The sequence below is a fragment of the Aliirhizobium sp. YIM B11859 genome (genome assembly GCF_057163345.1).
Map to the genome: position 1 here is coordinate 535,384 of NZ_JBXHAY010000004.1, position 21,529 is coordinate 556,912.

The 21,529-nt window shown below is 59.5% G+C and carries 16 protein-coding genes; 10 read left to right on the forward strand and 6 right to left on the reverse strand.

Annotation, left to right across the window (positions count from 1 at the left end; genetic code table 11):
* Window positions 1-234 precede the first annotated feature (234 nt).
* Complete coding sequence (adhE, locus tag AC2GXZ_RS18930; protein ID WP_483760867.1) at window positions 235-2,934, reverse strand: bifunctional acetaldehyde-CoA/alcohol dehydrogenase; 2,700 nt, start codon at window positions 2,932-2,934, stop codon at window positions 235-237.
* Entirely contained in the window at window positions 2,931-4,400 is a 1,470-nt protein-coding gene (locus tag AC2GXZ_RS18935; protein WP_483760737.1) for a tagaturonate reductase, read from the reverse strand. The genes adhE and AC2GXZ_RS18935 overlap by 4 nt, the downstream gene beginning before the upstream one ends.
* A gap of 969 nt (window positions 4,401-5,369) precedes the next feature.
* On the opposite strand from AC2GXZ_RS18935, the gene xylF reads away from it, so the two are divergent.
* The 3 genes from xylF to AC2GXZ_RS18950 all read left to right on the forward strand — a co-directional run bounded on the left by xylF (window position 5,370) and on the right by AC2GXZ_RS18950 (window position 9,182).
* On the forward strand, window positions 5,370-6,386 hold the full coding sequence (xylF, locus tag AC2GXZ_RS18940; RefSeq protein ID WP_483760738.1) for a D-xylose ABC transporter substrate-binding protein: 1,017 nt from the start codon (window positions 5,370-5,372) through the stop codon (window positions 6,384-6,386).
* 65 nt (window positions 6,387-6,451) lie between these two features.
* The gene (locus AC2GXZ_RS18945) at window positions 6,452-7,984 is read left to right on the forward strand and encodes a xylose ABC transporter ATP-binding protein (protein WP_483760739.1); all 1,533 of its coding nucleotides are present in this window, start codon (window positions 6,452-6,454) and stop codon (window positions 7,982-7,984) included.
* A 34-nt stretch (window positions 7,985-8,018) separates the two neighbouring features.
* Window positions 8,019-9,182: a sugar ABC transporter permease gene (locus AC2GXZ_RS18950; RefSeq protein ID WP_483760740.1), complete on the forward strand. Its 1,164-nt coding sequence runs from the start codon at window positions 8,019-8,021 to the stop codon at window positions 9,180-9,182.
* A gap of 134 nt (window positions 9,183-9,316) precedes the next feature.
* Here AC2GXZ_RS18950 and AC2GXZ_RS18955 read toward each other — a convergent pair whose 3' ends face one another.
* The gene (locus tag AC2GXZ_RS18955) at window positions 9,317-10,216 is read right to left on the reverse strand and encodes a LysR family transcriptional regulator (RefSeq protein WP_483760741.1); all 900 of its coding nucleotides are present in this window, start codon (window positions 10,214-10,216) and stop codon (window positions 9,317-9,319) included.
* Window positions 10,217-10,343: 127 nt separating this feature from the next.
* Between AC2GXZ_RS18955 and AC2GXZ_RS18960 the strand changes: the two genes are divergently transcribed.
* A complete protein-coding gene (locus AC2GXZ_RS18960; protein WP_483760742.1) occupies window positions 10,344-10,862 on the forward strand; it encodes a phenolic acid decarboxylase in 519 nt (172 codons plus the stop codon).
* 126 nt (window positions 10,863-10,988) lie between these two features.
* On the opposite strand, the gene AC2GXZ_RS18965 is transcribed toward AC2GXZ_RS18960, so the two are convergent.
* The gene (locus AC2GXZ_RS18965; protein ID WP_483760743.1) at window positions 10,989-11,621 is read right to left on the reverse strand and encodes a GntR family transcriptional regulator; all 633 of its coding nucleotides are present in this window, start codon (window positions 11,619-11,621) and stop codon (window positions 10,989-10,991) included.
* Window positions 11,622-11,736: 115 nt separating this feature from the next.
* On the opposite strand from AC2GXZ_RS18965, the gene AC2GXZ_RS18970 reads away from it, so the two are divergent.
* The 5 genes from AC2GXZ_RS18970 (at window position 11,737) to AC2GXZ_RS18990 (ending at window position 16,360) form a co-directional block, all read left to right on the forward strand.
* A complete protein-coding gene (locus AC2GXZ_RS18970) occupies window positions 11,737-13,176 on the forward strand; it encodes an amidohydrolase (protein WP_483760744.1) in 1,440 nt (479 codons plus the stop codon).
* An 80-nt stretch (window positions 13,177-13,256) separates the two neighbouring features.
* Window positions 13,257-13,976, forward strand: a complete 720-nt coding sequence (locus AC2GXZ_RS18975; protein ID WP_483760745.1) for an ABC transporter permease — start codon at window positions 13,257-13,259, stop codon at window positions 13,974-13,976.
* Window positions 13,976-14,698, forward strand: a complete 723-nt coding sequence (locus tag AC2GXZ_RS18980; RefSeq protein WP_483760746.1) for an ABC transporter permease — start codon at window positions 13,976-13,978, stop codon at window positions 14,696-14,698. The genes AC2GXZ_RS18975 and AC2GXZ_RS18980 overlap by 1 nt, the downstream gene beginning before the upstream one ends.
* Window positions 14,695-15,474, forward strand: a complete 780-nt coding sequence (locus AC2GXZ_RS18985; RefSeq protein WP_483760747.1) for an ABC transporter ATP-binding protein — start codon at window positions 14,695-14,697, stop codon at window positions 15,472-15,474. Before AC2GXZ_RS18980 ends, AC2GXZ_RS18985 begins: the two co-directional genes overlap by 4 nt.
* A gap of 37 nt (window positions 15,475-15,511) precedes the next feature.
* Complete coding sequence (locus AC2GXZ_RS18990; RefSeq protein WP_483760748.1) at window positions 15,512-16,360, forward strand: transporter substrate-binding domain-containing protein; 849 nt, start codon at window positions 15,512-15,514, stop codon at window positions 16,358-16,360.
* Between the two features lie 95 nt (window positions 16,361-16,455).
* Here AC2GXZ_RS18990 and AC2GXZ_RS18995 read toward each other — a convergent pair whose 3' ends face one another.
* Window positions 16,456-16,950, reverse strand: a complete 495-nt coding sequence (locus AC2GXZ_RS18995) for an Lrp/AsnC family transcriptional regulator (RefSeq protein WP_483760749.1) — start codon at window positions 16,948-16,950, stop codon at window positions 16,456-16,458.
* A gap of 133 nt (window positions 16,951-17,083) precedes the next feature.
* Between AC2GXZ_RS18995 and putA the strand changes: the two genes are divergently transcribed.
* A complete protein-coding gene (putA, locus tag AC2GXZ_RS19000; protein WP_483760750.1) occupies window positions 17,084-20,776 on the forward strand; it encodes a trifunctional transcriptional regulator/proline dehydrogenase/L-glutamate gamma-semialdehyde dehydrogenase in 3,693 nt (1,230 codons plus the stop codon).
* 31 nt (window positions 20,777-20,807) lie between these two features.
* Here the strand turns inward: putA and AC2GXZ_RS19005 are convergent, their stop codons facing one another.
* Complete coding sequence (locus AC2GXZ_RS19005) at window positions 20,808-21,527, reverse strand: response regulator (RefSeq protein ID WP_483760751.1); 720 nt, start codon at window positions 21,525-21,527, stop codon at window positions 20,808-20,810.
* Between the last annotated feature and the right edge of the window lie 2 nt (window positions 21,528-21,529).

The window sequence follows — 21,529 nt, forward strand, 5'->3', positions numbered from 1 at the left end:
TGTATTTCAGGCTATTACAGAAGATGCGAAATTACCGACCGATTGTAGCCCGGCTGCCTGCAAAAGAGACGGGAGAGGCATTCGCTCAAAGTTTGGTCAGTTTTGGAGCTTGGGCTGTTTTCTCTACCATGTCGATTTGACCGTCATGGGTACGAAGGATGCAGTTTCCAGGCGAACGAAATCCACCATGCCCGGTCGGACATGGTGGATTTCGCATAGTATGGGCCTTGAGGATCAGGCCTTGGCCTTCAGCGGCACGACCTGACTACGCTTGGCGGAAGGCGCATCCCTGCGGTCCTCGACATAAGCACGGCCGTAGTAGCTTGCGATCAGCACTTCCCTGATCTCGCCAATCAGCGGATAACGAGGATTGGCGCCGGTGCATTGGTCGTCGAATGCCATCTCGGCCAATCTGTCGATCTTTGCCATAAAATCGGCCTCTGCTACGCCGGCCGCCTGGATAGATGGCGGGATATCGAGATCCCGGCTCAGCTGCTCCAGCCACGCGACGAGATTTTCGACAGAGGCCGCATCCGTCTTGCCGCTAAGACCCAGATGCTGGGCGATTTCTGCATAGCGGCAAAGCGCCTTTGGCCGGTCATACTGGCTGAAGGCTGCCTGCTTGCTCGGATTGTCGACCGCGTTGTAGCGCACGACATTGGCGATTAGCAAAGCGTTCGACAGGCCGTGGGCCAGGTGGAATTCGGCGCCGATCTTGTGAGCCATCGAGTGGCAGACGCCGAGAAAGGCGTTGGCAAACGCGATGCCGGCAAGCGTTGCCGCGTTATGCACCTGTTCCCTCGCCTTCGGATCCCCTGCCCCGTTCTTGTAAGCGGAAGGCAGATAGGCCTTGAGCAGTTTTAAGGCCTGAAGTGCCTGTCCGTCCGAATATTCGTTGGCCATGACCGAAACATAGGCTTCAAGTGCATGGGTAACCGCATCGATGCCGCCATGGGCGGTCAGCGACTTCGGCATGTTCATGACCAGATTGGCATCGACGATCGCCATCTGTGGCGTCAGTTCGTAATCGGCAATCGGATATTTGATGCCGGTCGCCTCGTCCGTCACCACGGCGAAGGGTGTGACTTCCGAGCCGGTGCCCGAGGTGGTCGGCACAGCGACGAAGATCGCCTTCTTGCCGAGTTTCGGGAACCGGTAGATGCGCTTGCGGATATCCATGAAGCGTAGCGCGAGATCGGTGAACTCGACATCCGGATGTTCGTACATCACCCACATGATCTTCGCCGCGTCCATCGGCGAACCGCCGCCGACAGCCAGGATCAGGTCCGGCTGGAACGCATTGGCGAGTGCGGTTGCCTTGCGCACGACCGCAAGCGTCGGGTCGGCATTGACTTCGAAAAACACTTCCACCTCAAGACCGAGATCCTTGAGGATGCGGATCGTGTCGTTGACATTGCCGTTTTCGAACAGGAAGCGGTCGGTGACGATCAGGCACCGCTTCTTGTCCTTGAGGTCTTCCAGTGCGAATGGCAGGCTGCCGCGGCGGAAATAGATCGACGGCGGTAGCTTGTGCCAGAGCATGTTTTCTGCACGCATGGCGACCGTCTTGCGATTGATCAAATGCTGAGGGCCGACATTTTCCGAGATCGAGTTGCCGCCCCAGGAGCCGCAGCCGAGCGTCAGCGACGGTGCCAGGCGGAAGTTGTAGAGGTCACCAATACCGCCATGCGACGCGGGCGAATTGATCAGGATGCGTGATGTCTTGAGCTTTGTGCCATAGACTGAGATCCGCTGTGTCTGGAGGTCCTGGTCTGTATAAAGCACCGAGGTATGGCCGACGCCACCGAAAGCGACGAGAGCCTCGGCCTTGTCGCAGGCCTCCTCGAAATTTGCCGCCTTGTACATGGCGAGCAACGGAGAAAGCTTCTCGAAGGCAAAGGGTTCGGAACTGTCGATCGCCTCCACCTCAGCAATCAGCACCTTGGTGCCGGCCGGGGCTTCGAAGCCCGCCATTTCAGCGATCTTCTGCGCCGACTGGCCGACGATTGCGGCATTGATCGAGCCGTTCTTCAGGATCAGGTTTTTGACGGCACCCGCCTCGTTATCCGAAAGGACGTAACCGCCATGACCACGAAAGCGTTCGCGGACCGCGTCATAGACCTTTTCCACCACCACGACCGATTGTTCGGAGGCGCAGACCACGCCATTGTCGAAGGTCTTCGACATCAGGATCGATGCGACGGCGCGCTTGATGTCGGCGAATTCGTCGATCACTGCCGGCGTGTTGCCTGCTCCGACGCCGATTGCCGGCTTGCCCGACGAATAGGCGGCCCTGACCATGCCCGGTCCGCCAGTCGCCAGGATCAGGTCGATCGACGCGTGGTGCATCAACGCGTTTGAGAGCTCGACGCTTGGTTCGTCGATCCAGCCGATAATATCCTTCGGCGCGCCGGCCTTGACCGCTGCATCGAGCACGATGCGGGCTGCCTCGCAGGTCGATCGCCTGGCGCGCGGGTGAGGCGAAAAGACGATGCCGTTGCGGGTCTTCAGCGCGATCAGCGCCTTGAAGATGGCGGTCGATGTCGGGTTCGTCGTCGGCACGATGGCGCAGATCAGGCCGATCGGTTCGGCGATCGTGACGATGCCGAATTCGGGCTCTTCGGAGAGCACGCCACAGGTCTTTTCGTCCTTGTATTTGTTGTAGATATATTCGGAGGCAAAGTGGTTCTTCACCACCTTGTCCTCCATGACGCCCATGCCGGTTTCCTCGACCGCCATCTTGGCAAGCGGGATACGGGCGTTGGCTGCGGCAAGCGCCGCATTGCGAAAGATCTCGTCGACCTGTTGCTGGCTGAAACCGGCATAGATCTTCTGGGCAGCCTCGACGCGGGCAACAAGTGCGTCAAGCTCGGCTGGGGTGCTGACTGTCATGATGCTCTTCTCCTGGGTTTGATAGGCGCGATGCTGCCTCAGGCCTTGTCCAGAAAGGCTTCGAGGCGTGAGAACGAGAAAGGTTCCTCAGTGAGGTAGCGGAAGTCTTCCGCCACCTTCGTCCGCAGGGCGGGCGTGTCGATCGACCGTCCCCAGAAAGCGGTTTCCTGCAGATAGGCGGCGACCATGGCGACCAACCCTTCATCGGATCCGTCGTCGATCGCGGCGATCGTTTTGATGCGTTCTACGATCTCAGCTGAATCGCGCGGGGGAAATGCCTTGGCAGCCTCGAAACGACCGAGATAGAAAGCAAGCCAGGAGGCAAGCGACAAAGTCATCAACGGAGCAGGCTTGCCGAATTTCTCATCATAGGCCAGCAGCCGCTCCAGATTGCGCGTCTGATATTTGACAATGCCGTTTAAGCTGATGTCGTACCAGAGGTGGCGGATATAGGGGTTCTGGAAACGCCGCAGTACGGCTGCGGCAAACTCCTGAAGTTCGGCCTTTGGCAGAGTAAGGAAAGGAATGACCTCCTCGTTTAAAAGCCGGTCGAGGAAACGAGCGCCGGCCGGTTGCGAGACGGCTTCGCCGACGGATTCGACACCGGCAAGCAGCGAAAGGGCGCAAAGACCGGTATGGGCGCCATTCAAAATTGCCACCTTGCGGGCTTTGTAGGGCGTCACGTCATCGACGACGAGTGTACCCTCGTCATAATCGGCCAGCGGGATCCTGACCTCCGGCATTCCCGGTTTCCGCTCGATCGCGAAAAAGTGGAAGAGTTCGGCCGCCGACATGAACTTGTCTTCGTAGCCCAGTTCCTCGGCAAGCTCGTCGGCCTCGGCCCGCGGAAAGCCGGGCACGATCCTGTCGACCAGCGTATTGTAGAAGGCATTGGCCGTTTCCAGCCAGGTGATGAACGCCGGTTCGAGTGTCCATTCGTTCGCATGCTGCAGCACGATGCGCCGCAACTCCTCGCCGTTATGATCGATGAGCTCGCAGGCGATCATCTGCAACCCGGCTTCCGCCTTGCCGTCGAACGCCTTCCAGCGCTCATGGAGGAAGCGGGTCAGCTTGGCGGGGAAGGAAATGGGTGGCGCATCATTAAACCTGACCGTCGGGACATAAGCGATGCCGGCATCCGTCGTGTTCGATACGATCACGGTAATGTTCGGATCTTGGGCAAGCGCCAATACGCCAGGCCAGTCCTCGTGCGAGGGCATTTCCTTGCGTACGCAAGCGATCAGTCGTGGCTCTGAAACCTTTTCACCCTCGTCGTTCATGCCGCGTGACAGGACAGTGTAGACGCCATCCTGCTCGTTCAAGGTGAAGGGCAGACCACCGGCGATCGGCCTCAGAACGATCACCCCCCAGTCCGAACCGGCTCTCTCGTTCAAGAGATCGACCTTCCAGTCGACAAACGAGCGCAGGAAGTTCCCCTCCCCCCATTGCAATACACGGGGGGTCGGGCGGGCGCGGCCCTTCAGAAAGCTCTCATTCAGACGTGTCATGCATTTCTCCTTGCAATGCAGCGGGCCGTCGCCGAGGCGGCATGCCCATGTTGAAGACCACGACGCCGGGTGCGTCATTGATCTAGCTTCGTGTTTTCTCGCCTTTGGCGGGATTGGGGACTTGGTGGTCAAAGAAAGCGGGGACATGCTGCCGACCGCCTCCCGGCAGTCGAATGGCGCATGAGCGACGCGTGATTGAGGATCAGCTTTTCGAATGGACGTGCAATGCGCTCTTTTGGCCCACCCGGGAGTTGTGGCGGCCAAAGGTATGCGTTGCTGCGGATCGAAGCGCGTGCCGGGCTGCGATGACAGGCTTGCTACCCCATCCGTTGCGCGGCATCTCGTTCGCCTCGATTATGTTGCCGGGCAACATACCCTGCCGACGGCTCGCAGGGCTGCGGCAGTTCGTTGGAGGGATGACATGCCCCCGATTTCTGCCGATGCGATCCGGGATGGGGAGAAATTACATAATTAAATCATAAAGATGGTGCCGCCCCGCCACCATGGGGCATCAGCATGTCGGGTCGCTGCAGATGTTGGAGAGGCATTGTTCCTGATGCCTTGACGCAATCACTTTTGGACCGGCAATTTCCGAGCCCGTGCCGCTGGCCGTAGTCGTCAAGTCACTTGGTGCTGCCCGTGGCCGACCGGACGGTTGTGTCCGTCAGTGACATCTGGTCGCGGTCTGTCACGCCTCGTGCAGCGGCAAACCTTCAGCCTTCTGCAAACGCACTGAGCGCCGGACAATCGCCCATGAATATGACAAAGATCACGCGTGAGGTACGTAAATCAAAAAAGACTTGCAACCTATAAGAAGTGTCGTATCAATAGGCCCGGAGGACGGCAGCGACGGTCAATGAGGGTCGCTGCATGCATCCCCCTGCGCCGGTTTTTCAGGCCGGTGTGGTGGATGGAGATGGGATTTGTGAAGCGGGCCAGGAGCGGCCGCGCTCGAAGAGGAGGCGAGTTATGAAAAGAGCTTTTCTATACACATGTGCAGTTTTGGGCTTGGCGTCCGGCATTTACGCCGTTGCCGGCACGGCGAATGCATCCCCGGACAAGCCGGTGATCGGTTTCTCGATCGACGATCTTCGCGTCGAACGATGGGTGCGCGACCGCGACTATTTCATTCAGGCTGCGGAAGGCCTTGGCGCCAAGGTCAGCGTGCAATCGGCTGACGGCAACGAGGAAAAGCAGGTCAAGCAGGTTGAAAACCTGATCGCCCAAGGCGTCGATGCGATCGTCATCGTACCGATGAATTCCAAGGTGTTCGACGCCGTGGTTGCGGATGCCAAGGCATCCGGCATCAAGATCCTGTCCTATGACCGCCTGATCCTCAATGCCGATATCGACGCCTATATCTCCTTCGATAACGAGCGGGTCGGCTTCATGCAGGCCGAGAACGTGCTGAAGGTGAAGCCGGAGGGCAATTACTACCTTCTCGGCGGCTCGCCGACCGACAACAATGCCAAATATCTGCGCGCAGGCCAGGAAAAGGCGCTGAAAGCGGCCGTGGATTCCGGCAAGGTGAAGATCGTCGGCTCGCAATGGGTCAAGGAATGGAGCCCGACCGAAGCACTTTCGATCATGGAAAATGCTCTGACGGCGGCCGACAACAAGATCGACGCCGTGGTTGCCTCCAATGACGGCACGGCCGGCGGCGCCATTCAGGCATTGGCCGCACAGGGCCTTGCCGGCAAGACTGCCGTGTCCGGCCAGGACTCCGACCTTGCCGCCGTCAAGCGCCTGCTCGACGGCACGCAGACCGTCACCGTCTACAAGCCGCTGAAGCTGATTGCATCGGAAGCTGCCAAGCTGACGGTCCAGCTGGTCAAGGGCGAGAAGCCTGCCTTCACGTCGAAGATCAACAACGGCAGCAAGGACGTGGATACCATGTTGCTGACGCCGACTGCAGTCACCAAGGACAATGTCGACATCTACGTTAAAGATGGTTTCTACACCAAGGAACAACTCGGCCTGAAGTGAACAAGGCGAACGACCCCGGGGCCGGCACACGGTCCCGGGGTCTTCAACCAGGTTGCGAGGGTGCGATGAGCGAATATCTTCTCGAGATGAAGAACATTTCCAAGAGCTTCTCCGGCGTGAAGGCCTTGGATGGAATTCATCTCAAGGTCCGTCGTGGGGAATGCGTCGGTCTCTGCGGTGAAAACGGGGCGGGAAAGTCCACCCTGATGAAGGTCCTGTCGGCAGTCTATCCCTATGGCAGCTGGGACGGCGAGATCGTCTGGGAGGGGCAGGAACTGAAGGCCGCCTCCATCCGCGAAACGGAAAAGGCGGGCATTGTCATCATCCACCAGGAACTGATGATGGTGCCGCATCTGTCGGTGGCGGAAAACATCTTCCTCGGATCGGAAATCAGCAATCGCGGCTTTCTCGACTATGACGCGATGAATGCCCGTGCGCAGGAATTGCTGGCCAAGCTCAATGTCCACGACATCAACCCGGCGCTGCCGGTGCTCAACTATTCCGGCGGCAAGCAGCAGCTGATCGAAATCGCCAAGGCGCTGAACAAGAACGCCAAGCTGCTGATCCTCGACGAGCCGACATCGGCACTGACCTCGACCGAGATCCGCACCCTGCTCGACCTCGTCAAGCGCTTCAAGGCGGAAGGCATGGCCTGCGTCTACATTTCCCACAAGCTCGATGAAGTGGCCGAGATCGCCGATACGGTGACGGTCATCCGCGACGGGACGCATATCGCCACCCGCCCGATGAGCGAGCTGAAGACCAGCGACATCGTGACGATGATGGTCGGCCGCGAGATGAAGAACCTCTTTCCGAGGGAAGAGCATGCGATCGGCGAAGTCGTTCTCGAAGCGCGCAACATCTCCTGCTGGGACGTTACCAACCCGAACCGGAAGGTCGTCGATGACGTGTCGTTCCAGATACGCAAGGGCGAGATACTCGGGATAGCGGGGCTGGTCGGGGCGGGACGCACCGAACTCGTATCGACGCTTTTCGGCGCCTATCCCGGTACTTATACGGGAGAAATCTCTCTCGACGGCAAGCAGGTTACGATCAAATCGCCCCGCGATGCGGTGAAAGCCGGCATCTGCATGGTGCCGGAAGACCGCAAACGCAGCGGTATCCTGCCCATTCTCGGGGTCGGCTACAATATGACCGTCTCGGTGCTTCCGCGCTTTTCCGGCTTCGGTCTGATCGACGAACATGCCGAGCTTGCCCAGATCCAGGCGGAGATCGTGCGGCTGAAGATCAAGACGGCGGACCCGCTCCTGCCGATTGCCTCGCTGTCCGGCGGCAACCAGCAGAAGGCGGTCCTGTCGAAGATGATGTTGCCGGAGCCACGGATCCTCATCCTCGACGAGCCGACCCGGGGCGTCGATGTCGGCGCCAAATACGAGATCTACAAGCTGATCTTCGCGTTGGCCAAGGCCGGTGTGGCAGTTCTGATGGTGTCATCCGAAATGCCTGAAGTGCTGGGGATATCCGACCGCGTGCTCGTCATTGGCGAAGGACGGCTGCGCGGCGATTTCGTCAATGACAATCTGACCCAGGAACAGGTGTTGGCCGCGGCTTTGGGCCAGGCCGCGCAGGTGGCCTGACAAATGCGGCAATGGCTGTAGAGGGCACTTTCATATGAATGGCAATGATTTCCGAAAATTCCTTTCCGAAAACAAGATCGTAGCCCTGCTTATCGTGGTTGGCCTGATCTGGGCCCTGTTCGGATATCTGACCTACAACGCTGATACCGGCGTGTCGGGCTTCCTGACAGCCCGCAACTTCTCCAACCTGCTTCGTCAGATGGCGATAACCGGGATATTGGCGGCTGCGATGGTGTTCGTCATCGTTGCAGGCGAAATTGACCTGTCGGTCGGATCGCTGCTTGGCCTTTTGGGCGGCATTGCGGCTATTCTAGACGCCGTTTATGGCTGGCCGCTGGCGGGGACGATAGCCTTCGTCTTGCTGGCCGGGGCAGCGCTTGGCCTGATGAACGGCTGGATGACCGCCTATCTGGGCATCCCGTCATTCATCGTGACACTTGGCGGGCAGCTGGCATTTCGAGGCGCCGTGCTGGGCCTCACCGGTGGCATCACGATTGCACCGGTTTCGCCGGCCTTGCGTTATGTCGGGCAGGGATATCTTCCCAGCTGGCTGGGCAATGGATGCGCGATCGCGCTGTTTGCTGTTCTGCTGTTCATGGCTTTCAGAACACGTCGCAAGCGCCTGCAGCACAATCTGCGGGTGCCGAGCGTGGTCATGGAGGGTGCGCGGGTTTTCGGGGTCGGCATACTCATCCTGGGTTTCGTGCTGGTGCTGAACTCCTACCAAGGTATCCCGGTGCCGGTTCTCGTCCTGCTTTTTGTGCTGGCGATCTTCACGGTTATCGCCAAAGGCACCGTCTTCGGCCGCTATATCTACGCCGTCGGTTCAAACGCCGAGGCCACGCGCCTTTCCGGCGTCAATGTAAATTTCGTCAAGATGGCGGTGTTCGGGCTGATGGGCGTCATGGCAGCGCTGGCAGGGCTTACCACGACCGCAAGGCTGGCGGCGGGCACACCATCGGCCGGTTTTGGCGGCGAACTCGATGCAATTGCGTCCTGCTTCATCGGTGGTACATCGATGCGCGGGGGGGTCGGTTCCGTCATCGGCGCGCTCGTTGGCGCATTGATCATGGCGAGCCTCGACAATGGCATGTCGATGCTTGGCGTCGACACGTTCTGGCAGCAGATCATCAAGGGAATTATCCTGGTCATCGCCGTCTATCTCGACATCATCTCTTCAGGGGTGAAGCGGGTCTGACAGTTTCAGAAGGCCGGACGGGCCGTGATTTTGCCCGGCCGGCCTTGTCTAAACTTGCCGTTATCGCCGGACCCGATCATCGAAACTGGGTTTAGTTACGGTAATGCTTCTCCGTTCAAGGGTCTCGCAAAGTCTCACCCTGTGGTCTGACGGGATGCGTCTGCGGTCCCCGACAGCAGCGATGTGAGTGTCGACAGTGTTGCGGCGGAAGGGTCTGAATTCGCCCCGAGATGCAGGCCAAGCGGTATGTTCCGTTCGGATCCGGCCTTCATGCGGACGACCGTCAGGGTTCCTTTTTCCAAATCGTCGGCGATAAGATGCTGGGGGAGCCAACCGTAGCACAGTCCGCAGCGAACGGCTTCAATGGCGGCCTCGACAGTGTTCATCGACCAGATTCTGCCCTCGCGCGCCTGCGGTGCAGTTGTCGCCTCCATCCCGCGGATTTCGACCCGTGCGTGACGTGACAGCTGCGTCTTGGTGGCGGGCCGAACGAGATCGGCAAGTGCATGACCGCGTCTCGCGACGGCCACCAGCGGAATGTTGATCGCTGCGCGGGTGAGCTGGGCACCCGGATCAACGATCAGGATCGCAAGATCGTAACTGTCATCCGGTGTCTCGAATATCGTCTGACGGACCGTTTCGTGCAGATGGATTTCCACATGCGGGTGGAGGTCTGAAAAGCGGATCAATGCATCGAAAAGCCGCGTCTTGGGGAAAAGCGCGTCGACCAGAAGACGGATAAGAACCGTCTCTCCGCCCGCCAAAGCGATCGTTCGCTCCTCAAGCCGAGCCATTTCCTCTATCAACGGGATGGCTTCTGCGAGAAGAGAGCTGCCCGCCTGTGTGAGGATTGCGCGCCGTCCTTGCTGCTCCAGCAGTTTTACCCCGATCAGGCTTTGCAGCTTGCCGACCGCATAGCTGATCGACGACTGGCTTCGGTTAAGTTGTGCGGCAGCCTGGGCAAAACCTCCGCTTTCCACCACCGTCCGCAGCACTGCCCATTGTTCTAGGGTCGAATACGGAATTCTTCTCACGCTGCGTTCCTTATCGATTGGGATCCCGCACGAATACATCGAATTATCCGATGAAAATAGATGAAATTTTGCGCTTTTCATTCCTCTTTTTCGATGTTTGATGGGGCATCGTAATTGGAGAAAGACGATGTCAGACCCATTTGAATCGACCAAGCCGGAAGAACTGAAGGCCTTTATCGGCAGGCATTTCATCTACACCTATGAAAACGGGTGGCAGTATGAAGTCTATGTCAAGAATGAGCGGACGATCGACTACCGCATCCATAGCGGCATGGTCGGTGGGCGCTGGGTGCGAGACCAGGTTACCCATATCGTGCGTCTGGCAGCAGATGTCTTCAAGTTTTCCTGGGACGAACCGACCGGGACAACAGTCAGTGTCGCCGTCAACCTGGCGGAGCGCAAACTGCATGGCGTGATTTTCTTCCCGAAATGGATCGAGGAGGACCCGGCCAAGACAGTCTGCTTCCAGAACGAACATGTGGACGAAATGCAGCGCTATCGCGATGCCGGTCCGACCTATCCGAAGCTGGTGATCGATGAATTCGCCAGCATCACCTATCTGGAGCAATGCACGGCAAACGACGAGACCATCATTTCCTGCGCGCCCTCCGACCTGCCGGATGGTTACGCGGCGCGGAAGAACTAAAGCCGCTCGACGATGTTGTCGTCGTGATCCCGAAAACGGACGCGGGCAATCAATGGCCCGCGTTTCCTCGTCCAGGCAGACCGCTTATCGCAGCTTGTTGCTGGGCGAGCCCGCGGCCGAATTCTCTCAGCTACTCTGCCGGATATGGCATTCTATCAGGCGCTTCAGTTCCCGCTCGTCTTTCGCTTCGAGCGCGTCAACCATCTGGACATGTTCCTGCGCTGACAGATCCACGCGCTTGCGTGTCTTCCATTGCGATACGGGCGCCGAAGATGTTCGCTGGCGCAACTCGGCAATCACGGTATGAAGCTCATGGTTTCCCGCGAGGTCAATGAGCGCGTGATGGAACCTCAGATTGGCTTCGTAGAGCTCCAGCAATGTGCCTGACACGGTCAGGGTCTGGAACTCGGCTGCAAGTTTTCGCAATGTGCCGATATCCTTTTGCCGTGCACGGTCGATCATCTTCGGCACCACGCCCGTTTCGAGCATGACGCGGATTTCGGCGATGTCGTCCCATTGCTGCCCGTCCCGCATATAGACGTGATAACCACGGTTGGGGACGTGTTGGACGACACGTTTTAATGCGAGCCGATCGAGGGCGCGGCGGATTTCGTTTCGTCCCCTTCCGTAACGCTCCTCCAGATCGATCTGCTTGAGCCAGGTGCCGGGCGGATAGGCACCCGCCTGAATATCCTGAAGAATCAATTGCGTGACATCCATCTCCTTGACGGCTGCATGGTCGTCCGCAATTCCAGCCATCGTCAAATCGTCTCCTTGCTGTATTTGCCCAATAAATAGTCAAAAAACGATATTGCGCAAAGGATAATCCGCGCATAGGATTGGTACCAATTTTGGATAACATAGAAAATCTGCGATGAAAAATACCGATCTCGTGTGGGACCTCGTCGATGCCAAGGCTTCCGATTTCTGCGCTCTCAGCGACGAGGTGTGGGATACGCCCGAAGTAAATTACGAGGAGTATCGCTCTTCGGCTGCCCATGCGGCACGATTGGAAGCGGAAGGTTTCAGGGTCACCAACAACCTTGCAGGCATGCCGACTGCGTTGATGGGTGAAGCGGGTGAAGGTGGACCGGTTATCGCCATCCTTGGTGAATATGACGCGCTTCCAGGGCTGAGCCAGCAGGCCGGCGTCGCGGAAGAGCGCCCACTTGTTGAAGGCGGACATGGCCATGGCTGCGGCCATAACCTTCTGGGCTCCGCATCGCTGCTCGCGGCCGCGGCGGTCAAGGATTTTCTGGCGGCAAACAATCTTCTGGGACGAGTGCGTTATTACGGCTGCCCGGCCGAAGAAGGCGGCTCGTCGAAAGGCTTCATGGTTCGCGCCGGTGTATTCGATGACGTCGATATCGCCATCTGCTGGCATCCGGCGGCTTTTGTCGGTGTCAACAAGCCGATTTCGCTTGCCTGCAACGAGCTCAATTTCCACTTCAGCGGTCGCGCATCCCATGCGGCTGCGACGCCGCATCTCGGGCGCAGCGCGCTCGATGCGGTCGAACTGATGAATGTCGGCGTCAACTACCTGCGTGAACACATGCCTTCGACCGCGCGGGTTCATTATGCCGTGACGGAGACCGGCGGGCATTCGCCGAACGTCGTGCAGGCACGGGCCACGGTGCGTTACCTTGTTCGCGCCCGCGATCTGCCTGATCTCCTGGAACTGGTCGAGCGCGTCAAGGATGTGGCGGCCGGTGCCGCCTTGATGACGGGGACCTCGGTTCGCAGCGAGATCATCAGCGGCGATGCCAATCTCGTCGGCAATACCCCACTTGAAACCTTGATGCACGCCCACATCGAACGGGTCGGCTTGCCGCCTTTCGATGACGCCGACCGTGCCGCCGCCGCAAGATTTCAGGAGACGTTTACCCCGGCCGATATCAAGGCCTCGTTTGCCCGCTTCGGTCTCAAGCCACGGGCTGGTGTGCCTCTCTGCGATGTCATTTTCCCACCGGATAGCGGTGACGGCACGATTGTCGGCTCCACGGATGTCGGCACAGTCAGTTGGGTCGTCCCGACCGTCCAGATGCGTGGTGCGACCTATGCAATCGGCACGCCCGGGCATTCCTGGCAGTTGGTGGCGCAGGGCAAGCTGCCTGCCGCGCACAAGGGCATGACCCAGGCTGCAAAGGTGATGGCATCGACCGCGGCAGACCTGTTCGGCAATCCGCAAGCAATTGCCGCGGCGAAGGCTGATCATGCGGAACGCCTTGCAGAAACGCCATTCGTCAACCCAATCCCCGATGATGTGGATCCGCCGTTTCCCGAGGCTCGCCATGATGCTGAAAATGCCCGTTAGTTTGACTTGTGGCCTGAGGGGGCGTCCCTTTGACCGTGAGTTTCCAACATGAAAACCCAGTCAGCTAAGAGCGGAGCCGCATGAGCCAGCCGACCATATTCGATCTGATCGGTTCTGGCCCGGATGGCTGGGGGCCGGCCCTGCTGACCGGCGCGATCATGACCGTGCTGATTGCGGTTGCCGGTTTCATGGTTGGCGCCATTATCGGTGCTGGTGGCGCCTGGGCGAAGATTTCCGGGGGCCCGGTTTTGCGGGCCGTCGCATCCACTTACACTACCGTGTTGCGCGGCATTCCCGATCTCCTCGTCATCTATCTCTTCTATTTTGGTGGCAGCAGTGCCGTGACTGCCGTCGGCCGTTTGTTCGGCGCTGACGGTTTCATCGGTTTTCCCGGTTTCCTCGCAGGGGCGCTCGCCGTCGGCATCACCTCCGGGGCGCAGCAGACGGAAGTCTTTCGCGGCGCCTTCAAGGCAGTCCACACAGGCGAACTTGAGGCCGCCGTCGCCTGCGGCATGTCGCGCCTTCTTTGCTTCCGCAGGATCATCGTGCCGCTGACACTCCGGCACGCCTTGCCCGGAATGGGCAATGTCTGGCAGGTGGTGCTGAAGGAATCCGCTCTTGTCTCGGTCACAGGTGTGGTCGAACTGCTGCGCCAGGCACAGATCGGCGCCGGTTCGACCGGCATGCCTTTCGATTTCTATGCCATCGCCGCCGTCATCTATCTGGCGATCTCGACCATCTCGGGGAGTATCCTGCAGCGTGGCGAGAAGCGCTTCTCCCGTGGTGTGAGGAGAGCCTGATGGATTTTCCTTTTCTCTACGAGACCTTCCTGACGCTAGGGGCCGCGGTTCCGCTGACCCTGCAGCTTGCCGCGAGTGCGATCATGCTCGGAGTGTTTCTGGCTTTGGCACTGGCACTCTGCCGGATTTCCGGCATTCCTCCGCTCGACTGGATGGCTCGCCTCTACATCTTCGTGTTCCGCGGAACGCCACTCCTCGTACAGATCTTCCTGATCTATTACGGTCTCGGGCAGTTCCGTGAAGTCCGTCACAGCATGTTCTGGTTCATCCTTCGCGATCCTTACTGGTGCGCGGTGATCGCGCTGATGCTGAACACGGCCGCCTATTCGGCGGAGATCATCCGCGGTGGTCTTCTGTCCGTGCCGCATGGACAGGTCGAGGCCGCGCGCTCATGCGGCATGTCGCCGTTTCTGGTTTTCCGGCGCATCACCATGCCGCTTGCGATCCGCCAGGCGCTGCCGGCCTATTCCAACGAGATGATCTCGATGGTGAAGGCCACCTCGCTCGCGTCGATCATCACCATCATGGAAGTTACCGGCGTTGCCGCCAAGCTGATTTCCGAAACCTTCCGGGCAATCGAGGTGTTCATCGTGGCAGGCGTCATCTATCTGGCGATCAATTTTGTTCTGACACGGCTGGTTGCTTTTGCCGAATACCGATTGAGCCCCCATCTGCGCCAGCCTGCCGCCCTTTCGCGCCTTGCTGCAGGAGACATGCGATGACTGCTGCTTCCCTCCCCTCCCCGTTCGCCATCGAGGTCCGCGGCCTGCGCAAGAGTTTCGGTCCAGTGGAAGTGCTCAAGGGCATTGATCTGGACGCGCGTGAAGGCGAGGTCCTGTCTATCCTCGGCTCCTCCGGCTCCGGCAAGTCAACCATGCTGCGATGCATCAACATGCTGGAGACGCCGGATGCCGGCGAAATTGTCGTTTCCGGTGAGACGATCAGCCTGAAGGCCCAGGCGGACGGCACGAGCCGTGTTGTGGATCGCAAGCAGGTCCAAAGGATCAGGTCCGAACTGGGCATGGTCTTCCAGAGCTTCAATCTCTGGTCACACAAGACAGTGATCGAGAATGTCGTCGAGGCGCCGATCCATGTGCAGGGACGTTCCCGCGCCGAATGCCTGGAAGAGGCCGAGGCGCTGCTTGCCAAGGTCGGCATTGCCGACAAGCGCAATCATTACCCATCGCATCTGTCCGGAGGCCAGCAGCAGCGTGCGGCGATCGCCCGAGCGCTTGCCATGCATCCCAAGGTGATGCTGTTCGATGAACCGACCTCCGCGCTCGATCCGGAACTCGTCGGAGAGGTGCTTAAGGTCATGCGAGCGCTGGCTGACGAAGGGCGCACCATGCTGGTCGTCACCCATGAGATGGGATTTGCCCGGGATGTTTCCAGTCGCGTCGTGTTCCTGCATCAGGGGGCGATCGAGGAACAGGGCACCCCGCAGGACATGTTTGCCAATCCGCAGACTGAACGCTTTCGCAAATTCATCAGCGGTTGACCGATCTTCACGCTCATACAAACGAAGGGGAATTGAAATGAAGACGACGAAATTTCTGGCGGTTGCGGCTCTTGCCGTCTCCGCCCTGTTTTCCGGCAGCGCGATCGCGCAGGACAAGACCGAAATCACCATTGCCACCGAGGGGGCATTCCCGCCCTATAACCTGACCCGCGCCGATGGCACGCTGGACGGTTACGACATCGATCTGGCGCATTACCTGTGCGACCACATGAAGATCAAGTGCACGATCATTGCCCAGGCATTCGACGGCATGATCCCTGCTCTCAATGCCGGCAAGTTCGACGCCATCATGGCCGGCATGTCGGCCACTGCAAAGCGCAAGGAAGTCATCGATTTCTCGATCCCTTACGGCAACACGGGACAAAGCTTCGCGGCGCTGAAGGACAGCGATCTGGCCAAGCTGCCGCTGAAGGATCAGCTGTTTTCGCTTTCCACCGATGATGCTGGCGCACGCAAAGCGATTGAAGACATGAAGCCGATGCTGCAGGGCAAGATTGTCGGCGTCCAGGCCGCCTCCATCGCTGCACGTTTCGTCGACGAATATATGAAGGGCATCGTCGAGGTGCGCGAATACAAGACGACGGAACAGCACGATCTCGATCTTCTGGCCGGCCGCGTCGACTTCACCATGGCTTCGATGGGCTACCTGAAGACCGCCGTCGAAAAGCCTGCAAACAGCGACATGGTCATCACCGGTCCTCGTTTCCAGGGTGGCTTTCTGGGTGCCGGCAGCTCTGTCGGCCTGCGCAAGGGCGACACGGCGCTGAAGGCAAAATTCGATGACGCGATCGCTGCTGCCAAGGCCGATGGCACATTGAAGACGCTTTCCCAAAAGTGGTTCGGCTTCGACGTGACGCCGCAGTAATTGGCGGGAATGATGTGCGACGGCAGCCTATGGGTTGCCGTCGTGTTCGACGATAATGCTGCTGAATTTTGAAGGTCCGACTGATCCGGCAGCGGTTATTCCGGTGTTGTCACCAGATGTTGCCTGTTTTCCTTGACTGTCTGCATGACGACGTTGGTCGATGTGCTGGCGACGAAGGGAAGCGTAGAGATCTTTTCGCCGAGGACGATCCGGTATCGGCGTATATCCCTCGTGCGCACCTTCAGAAGATAATCGAAGCGGCCGGCAATCATGTGGCAGGCCTCGATTTCCTTGATTTTCCGGGCGGCATCATTGAAGCTCTTCAACGCGTCCTCGCGCGTATCGCTGAGTTTGACTTCCACGAATGCAATGTGATCCAGGCCGAGCTTTTCGGAACTCAGGATGGCGCGGAAGCCTTCGATATATCCCTCATCGATCAACCGGCGCAGCCGCGACTGGCACGGCGTCTTTGAAAGCCCTATACGGCTTGCCAATTCGGTGATCGACAGCCGCCCATCAACAGACAATTCCTGCAGTATTCTCGTATCGAATTGGTCTAATTCACTGAACTCAACGCCTTGGCTTGCCATTTTGATCGAAAACTCCGAAATTTTCAGACGAAAAGCATAGGAACTGAGCGAAAACAAGACAACGTGAAAAACTGCGCCATGTTAGTCTCCGCGCTTCTAAGATCCGTCGTCTTCAAAGTAACCGGAAAAACCCATGACGCCCCCACGCCCAGCTGAAAAGAACGAAGACATTTTTCCCGTATTCGAGAGCTTCGCGCCGGTCGTGCGCGAGCAATCGGACCTGCGTCGCGCCATTACGGCCGCTTATCGCAAGTCGGAAGGCGATTGCGTTTCGGCTCTTCTGGAACAGGCCACCTTGCCGGAAGAGATGCGCAAAGCCATCCGTGCGACGGGCAGCAAGCTGATCACGGCGCTGCGTGCCAAGCACAAGGGCACCGGCGTCGAAGGGCTGGTGCATGAATATTCGCTTTCCAGCCAGGAAGGTGTGGCGCTGATGTGCCTCGCCGAAGCGCTGCTGCGTATTCCCGATACGGCCACACGCGATGCGCTGATCCGCGACAAGATTTCGGATGGCGACTGGAAATCGCATGTCGGCGGCGGGCGCTCGCTGTTTGTCAATGCCGCCACCTGGGGCCTCGTCGTCACGGGCAAGCTCACCAACACGGTCGATGGCCGCAGCCTTTCGGCGGCGCTGACCCGACTGATCGCCCGTTGCGGCGAACCGGTGATCCGTCGTGGCGTCGACATGGCGATGCGGATGATGGGCGAGCAGTTCGTCACCGGCGAAACGATTAGCGAGGCGCTGAAACGGGCCAAGCCGCTGGAGGAACGCGGTTTCCGTTATTCCTACGACATGCTGGGCGAGGCTGCCACGACGGCTGCCGACGCTGCGCGCTACTACAAGGACTATGAGACGGCGATCCATGCGATCGGCAAGGCATCGGCCGGGCGCGGCATCTACGACGGCCCCGGGATCTCCATCAAGCTCTCGGCGCTACATCCGCGTTATGTTCGCGGACAGGCCGATCGTGTCATGGCCGAACTGCTGCCGAAGGTGAAGGCGCTGGCGGCGATCGCCAAGGGGTATGACATCGGCCTCAACATCGATGCCGAAGAGGCGGACCGCCTCGAATTGTCGCTCGATCTCTTGCAGAGCCTCTGCGAGGATCCGGATCTGGCCGACTGGGAAGGCATGGGCTTCGTCGTCCAGGCCTATGGCAAGCGTTGCCCCCACGTGCTGGATTTCATCATCGACCTCGCTCGTCGCAACAAGCGGCGCATCATGGTGCGGCTGGTCAAGGGCGCCTATTGGGATGCCGAGATCAAGCGTGCCCAGGTGGATGGGCTTGAGGATTTCCCGGTCTATACCCGCAAGGTTCATACGGACCTCTCCTATATTGCCTGCGCCCGCAAGCTGCTGGCTGCGACCGATGCGGTGTTCCCGCAGTTTGCCACGCATAATGCCCAGACATTGGCCACCATCTATCAGCTGGCCGGCCCGGACTTCAAAAGCGGAAAGTATGAGTTCCAATGCCTGCATGGCATGGGCGAGCCGCTTTATGACGAGGTTGTCGGTCCGACCAAGCTCGGTCGCCCCGCCCGCATCTATGCGCCGGTCGGTACGCATGAGACGCTGCTTGCCTATCTCGTTCGCCGCCTGCTTGAAAACGGCGCCAATTCGTCTTTCGTCAACCGAATTGGCGATAAGAGCGTCTCGATCGACGAACTGGTTGCCGATCCGGCGGATATGGTGCGCGGCATGGCCGAAATCGGCGCCCGTCACGACCAGATCGCCCTGCCCGTCGATCTCTATGGTGCCCGTCGCAATTCTGCCGGTCTGGATCTGTCGAACGAGACGGTTCTTGCCGAACTCTCTGACACGCTGAAAGCTTCGGCGGTCCACGAATGGATTTCCAAACCACTGCTTGGCGGCGCTGAAGCTGTCGGCACGAGCCGGCCCGTCCTCAACCCGGGCGACCGGCGCGACCGCGTCGGGACCGTAACCGAAATCTCGCAAGCCGGTGTTGCGCAGGCGATGACGATTGCCACAGCCGCAGCGAGCTGGGCATCCGTTGCACCTGCCGATCGCGCCGCTTGCCTTGAACGGGCTGCCGATATCATGCAGGCGGACATGCCCAAACTGCTCGGCCTCATCATGCGCGAAGCCGGTAAATCCATGCCGAATGCCATCGCGGAAGTCCGCGAGGCGATCGATTTTCTGCGTTATTACGCCGAACAGGCGCGCCGTACGCTCGGTCCCGGGCATCGGCCCCTCGGACCGGTCGTCTGCATCAGCCCATGGAACTTTCCGCTGGCGATCTTTGCCGGGCAGATTGCAGCCGCGCTTGTTGCCGGCAATCCGGTTCTGGCAAAGCCTGCGGAAGAAACCCCACTCATCGCGGCCCAGGGCATCCGAATCCTGCATGAATCCGGGATCCCCGCCGAGGCGCTGCAGCTTTTGCCGGGCGACGGCCGCATCGGTGCTGCCCTTGTCGCCGCATCTCAGACCTGCGGCGTGATGTTCACCGGGTCGACCGAAGTTGCCCGCCTCATCCAGGCGGAACTCGCGGGCAGGCTGCTGCCGAACGGCAAGCCTATCCCGTTGATTGCCGAGACTGGCGGCCAGAACGCCATGATCGTCGATTCCTCAGCGCTTGCCGAACAAGTGGTCTTCGATGTCATTGCGTCGGCCTTCGATAGTGCCGGCCAGCGTTGCTCGGCCCTGCGGGTTCTCTGCCTGCAGGAAGATGTCGCCGATCGTATCCTCGCGATGCTGAAGGGCGCGTTGAAGGAACTTACCATCGGCCGTACTGATACGCTGAAGATCGATATCGGCCCTGTCATCACCGACGAGGCGAAGGGCACGATCGAAAAACATGTCGACGGCATGCGTGCGCTTGGCCGGAAGGTGGAGCAGCTGCCACTTGGTCCTGAAACCGCAAACGGCACCTTCGTTGCGCCGACGATCATCGAGATCGGCTCGCTGAAGGACTTGCAGCGAGAAGTCTTCGGCCCGGTTCTTCACGTCGTCCGCTACAAGCGCGATGATCTGGAGCGTGTCATCGAGGAGATCAACGGGACTGGCTACGGCCTGACCTTCGGCCTGCATACGCGTCTTGACGAAACGATCGCGCAGGTGACCGATCTCATCCGCGTCGGCAATATCTACGTCAACCGCAACGTCATCGGTGCCGTCGTCGGTGTCCAGCCGTTTGGTGGAAGCGGCCTGTCGGGCACGGGGCCGAAAGCCGGGGGACCGCTTTATCTCGGGCGTCTGGTGGATAAGGCACCGGTACCGCCGCGTCACAGCTCGGTTCATACCGATCCTCTGCTGACGGATTTTGCCCGCTGGCTTGGGCAGCGCGGTCGCAACCGCCTAGCGCAGGATGCACGCGAAACCGGTGCCGCCTCGGCGCTCGGTCTTGTTGCCGATCTGTCCGGCCCGGTCGGTGAGCGCAACATCTACGCGCTTCATCCGCGTGGCCGCATCCTGCTCGTGCCGAAGACGGAAGTCGGCCTCTATCGGCAGCTGACCGCGGCCCTTGCCACCGGCAACGAGGTCGTGATCGATGCGGCGTCCGGCCTGCAGGCTTCGCTGTCGGATCTGCCGGCGGCCATCGCGGCCCGGATTACCTGGAGCAAGGATTGGGCAGAGAATGCGCCATTTGCCGGAGCCCTGATCGAAGGGGAAGGCGAGGTCATAATCGAGGTAACGAAGAAGATCGCAACCCTGCCGGGGCCGCTCGTTCTCACCCAGGCGGCGACCACGCAGGAGCTTGAGGTGGATGCGGAGGCCTATTGCCTCAACTGGCTGCTGGAAGAGGTCTCCACCTCGATCAACACGACAGCTGCCGGCGGCAATGCCAGCCTGATGGCGATCGGCTGATAGCTGACCGATCATAGAATACCGGCCAGGTTCAGCCCTGGCCGGCAGCCTGCTTCATATCCCGTTCGGCGCGTTCAATCGCGCTGGCATTCAGGACCTTGCGTGAAAGGGCAACGGCGACGGCGCGTGTGCGCAGGTTGAACCAGCCCTCTCCCCCCTGCCCCGAGCTTTCATAGACGCCGAGCTTTTCATAAAGCTGCTGCAGCCGGTTCTGGACGCTGCGCAGCGACAGATGCTTGCGCTGCGCGATCGCCTTGTCGGTGAGACCGAGGGCGACATCGACGAGGATCTCGTATTCCACGTCGCTGAGCCCCAACGAATTGCCTAGGCTTTTCTGCTGAATGCCGCGCACCTCGCGGTCGATGACGCACTGGCTTTCGACAAAGACACTGCGTAGAGCGAGCTTCAGTCGCTCTTCCGATGCCGATTTCAGTACATAGCCGTAGGTGGCTCCTTCGGGCACGATCCGGGCCACGCCCCGAACGTAAGCTTCGTCCGAATAATTCGACCAGAACAGGATTTTCGTGTCCGGCCGTTCTCGCCAGATGGTGCGGGCGGCCTCTATGCCGTTACGCTCGCTCATCTGCAGATCCATGACGACATGTTCGACCCGCGAGGAGCGGGCCTGCGTTTCGCCGCTCAGGCCATTGCCGGCCTCCATGATGGTGCCGCATTCCGGCAGTGCAGCTCGTACCGCCTCGTTCAGATAGGAGCGATGCAGAGCATCATCCTCGACGATCAAAACGTCCATTG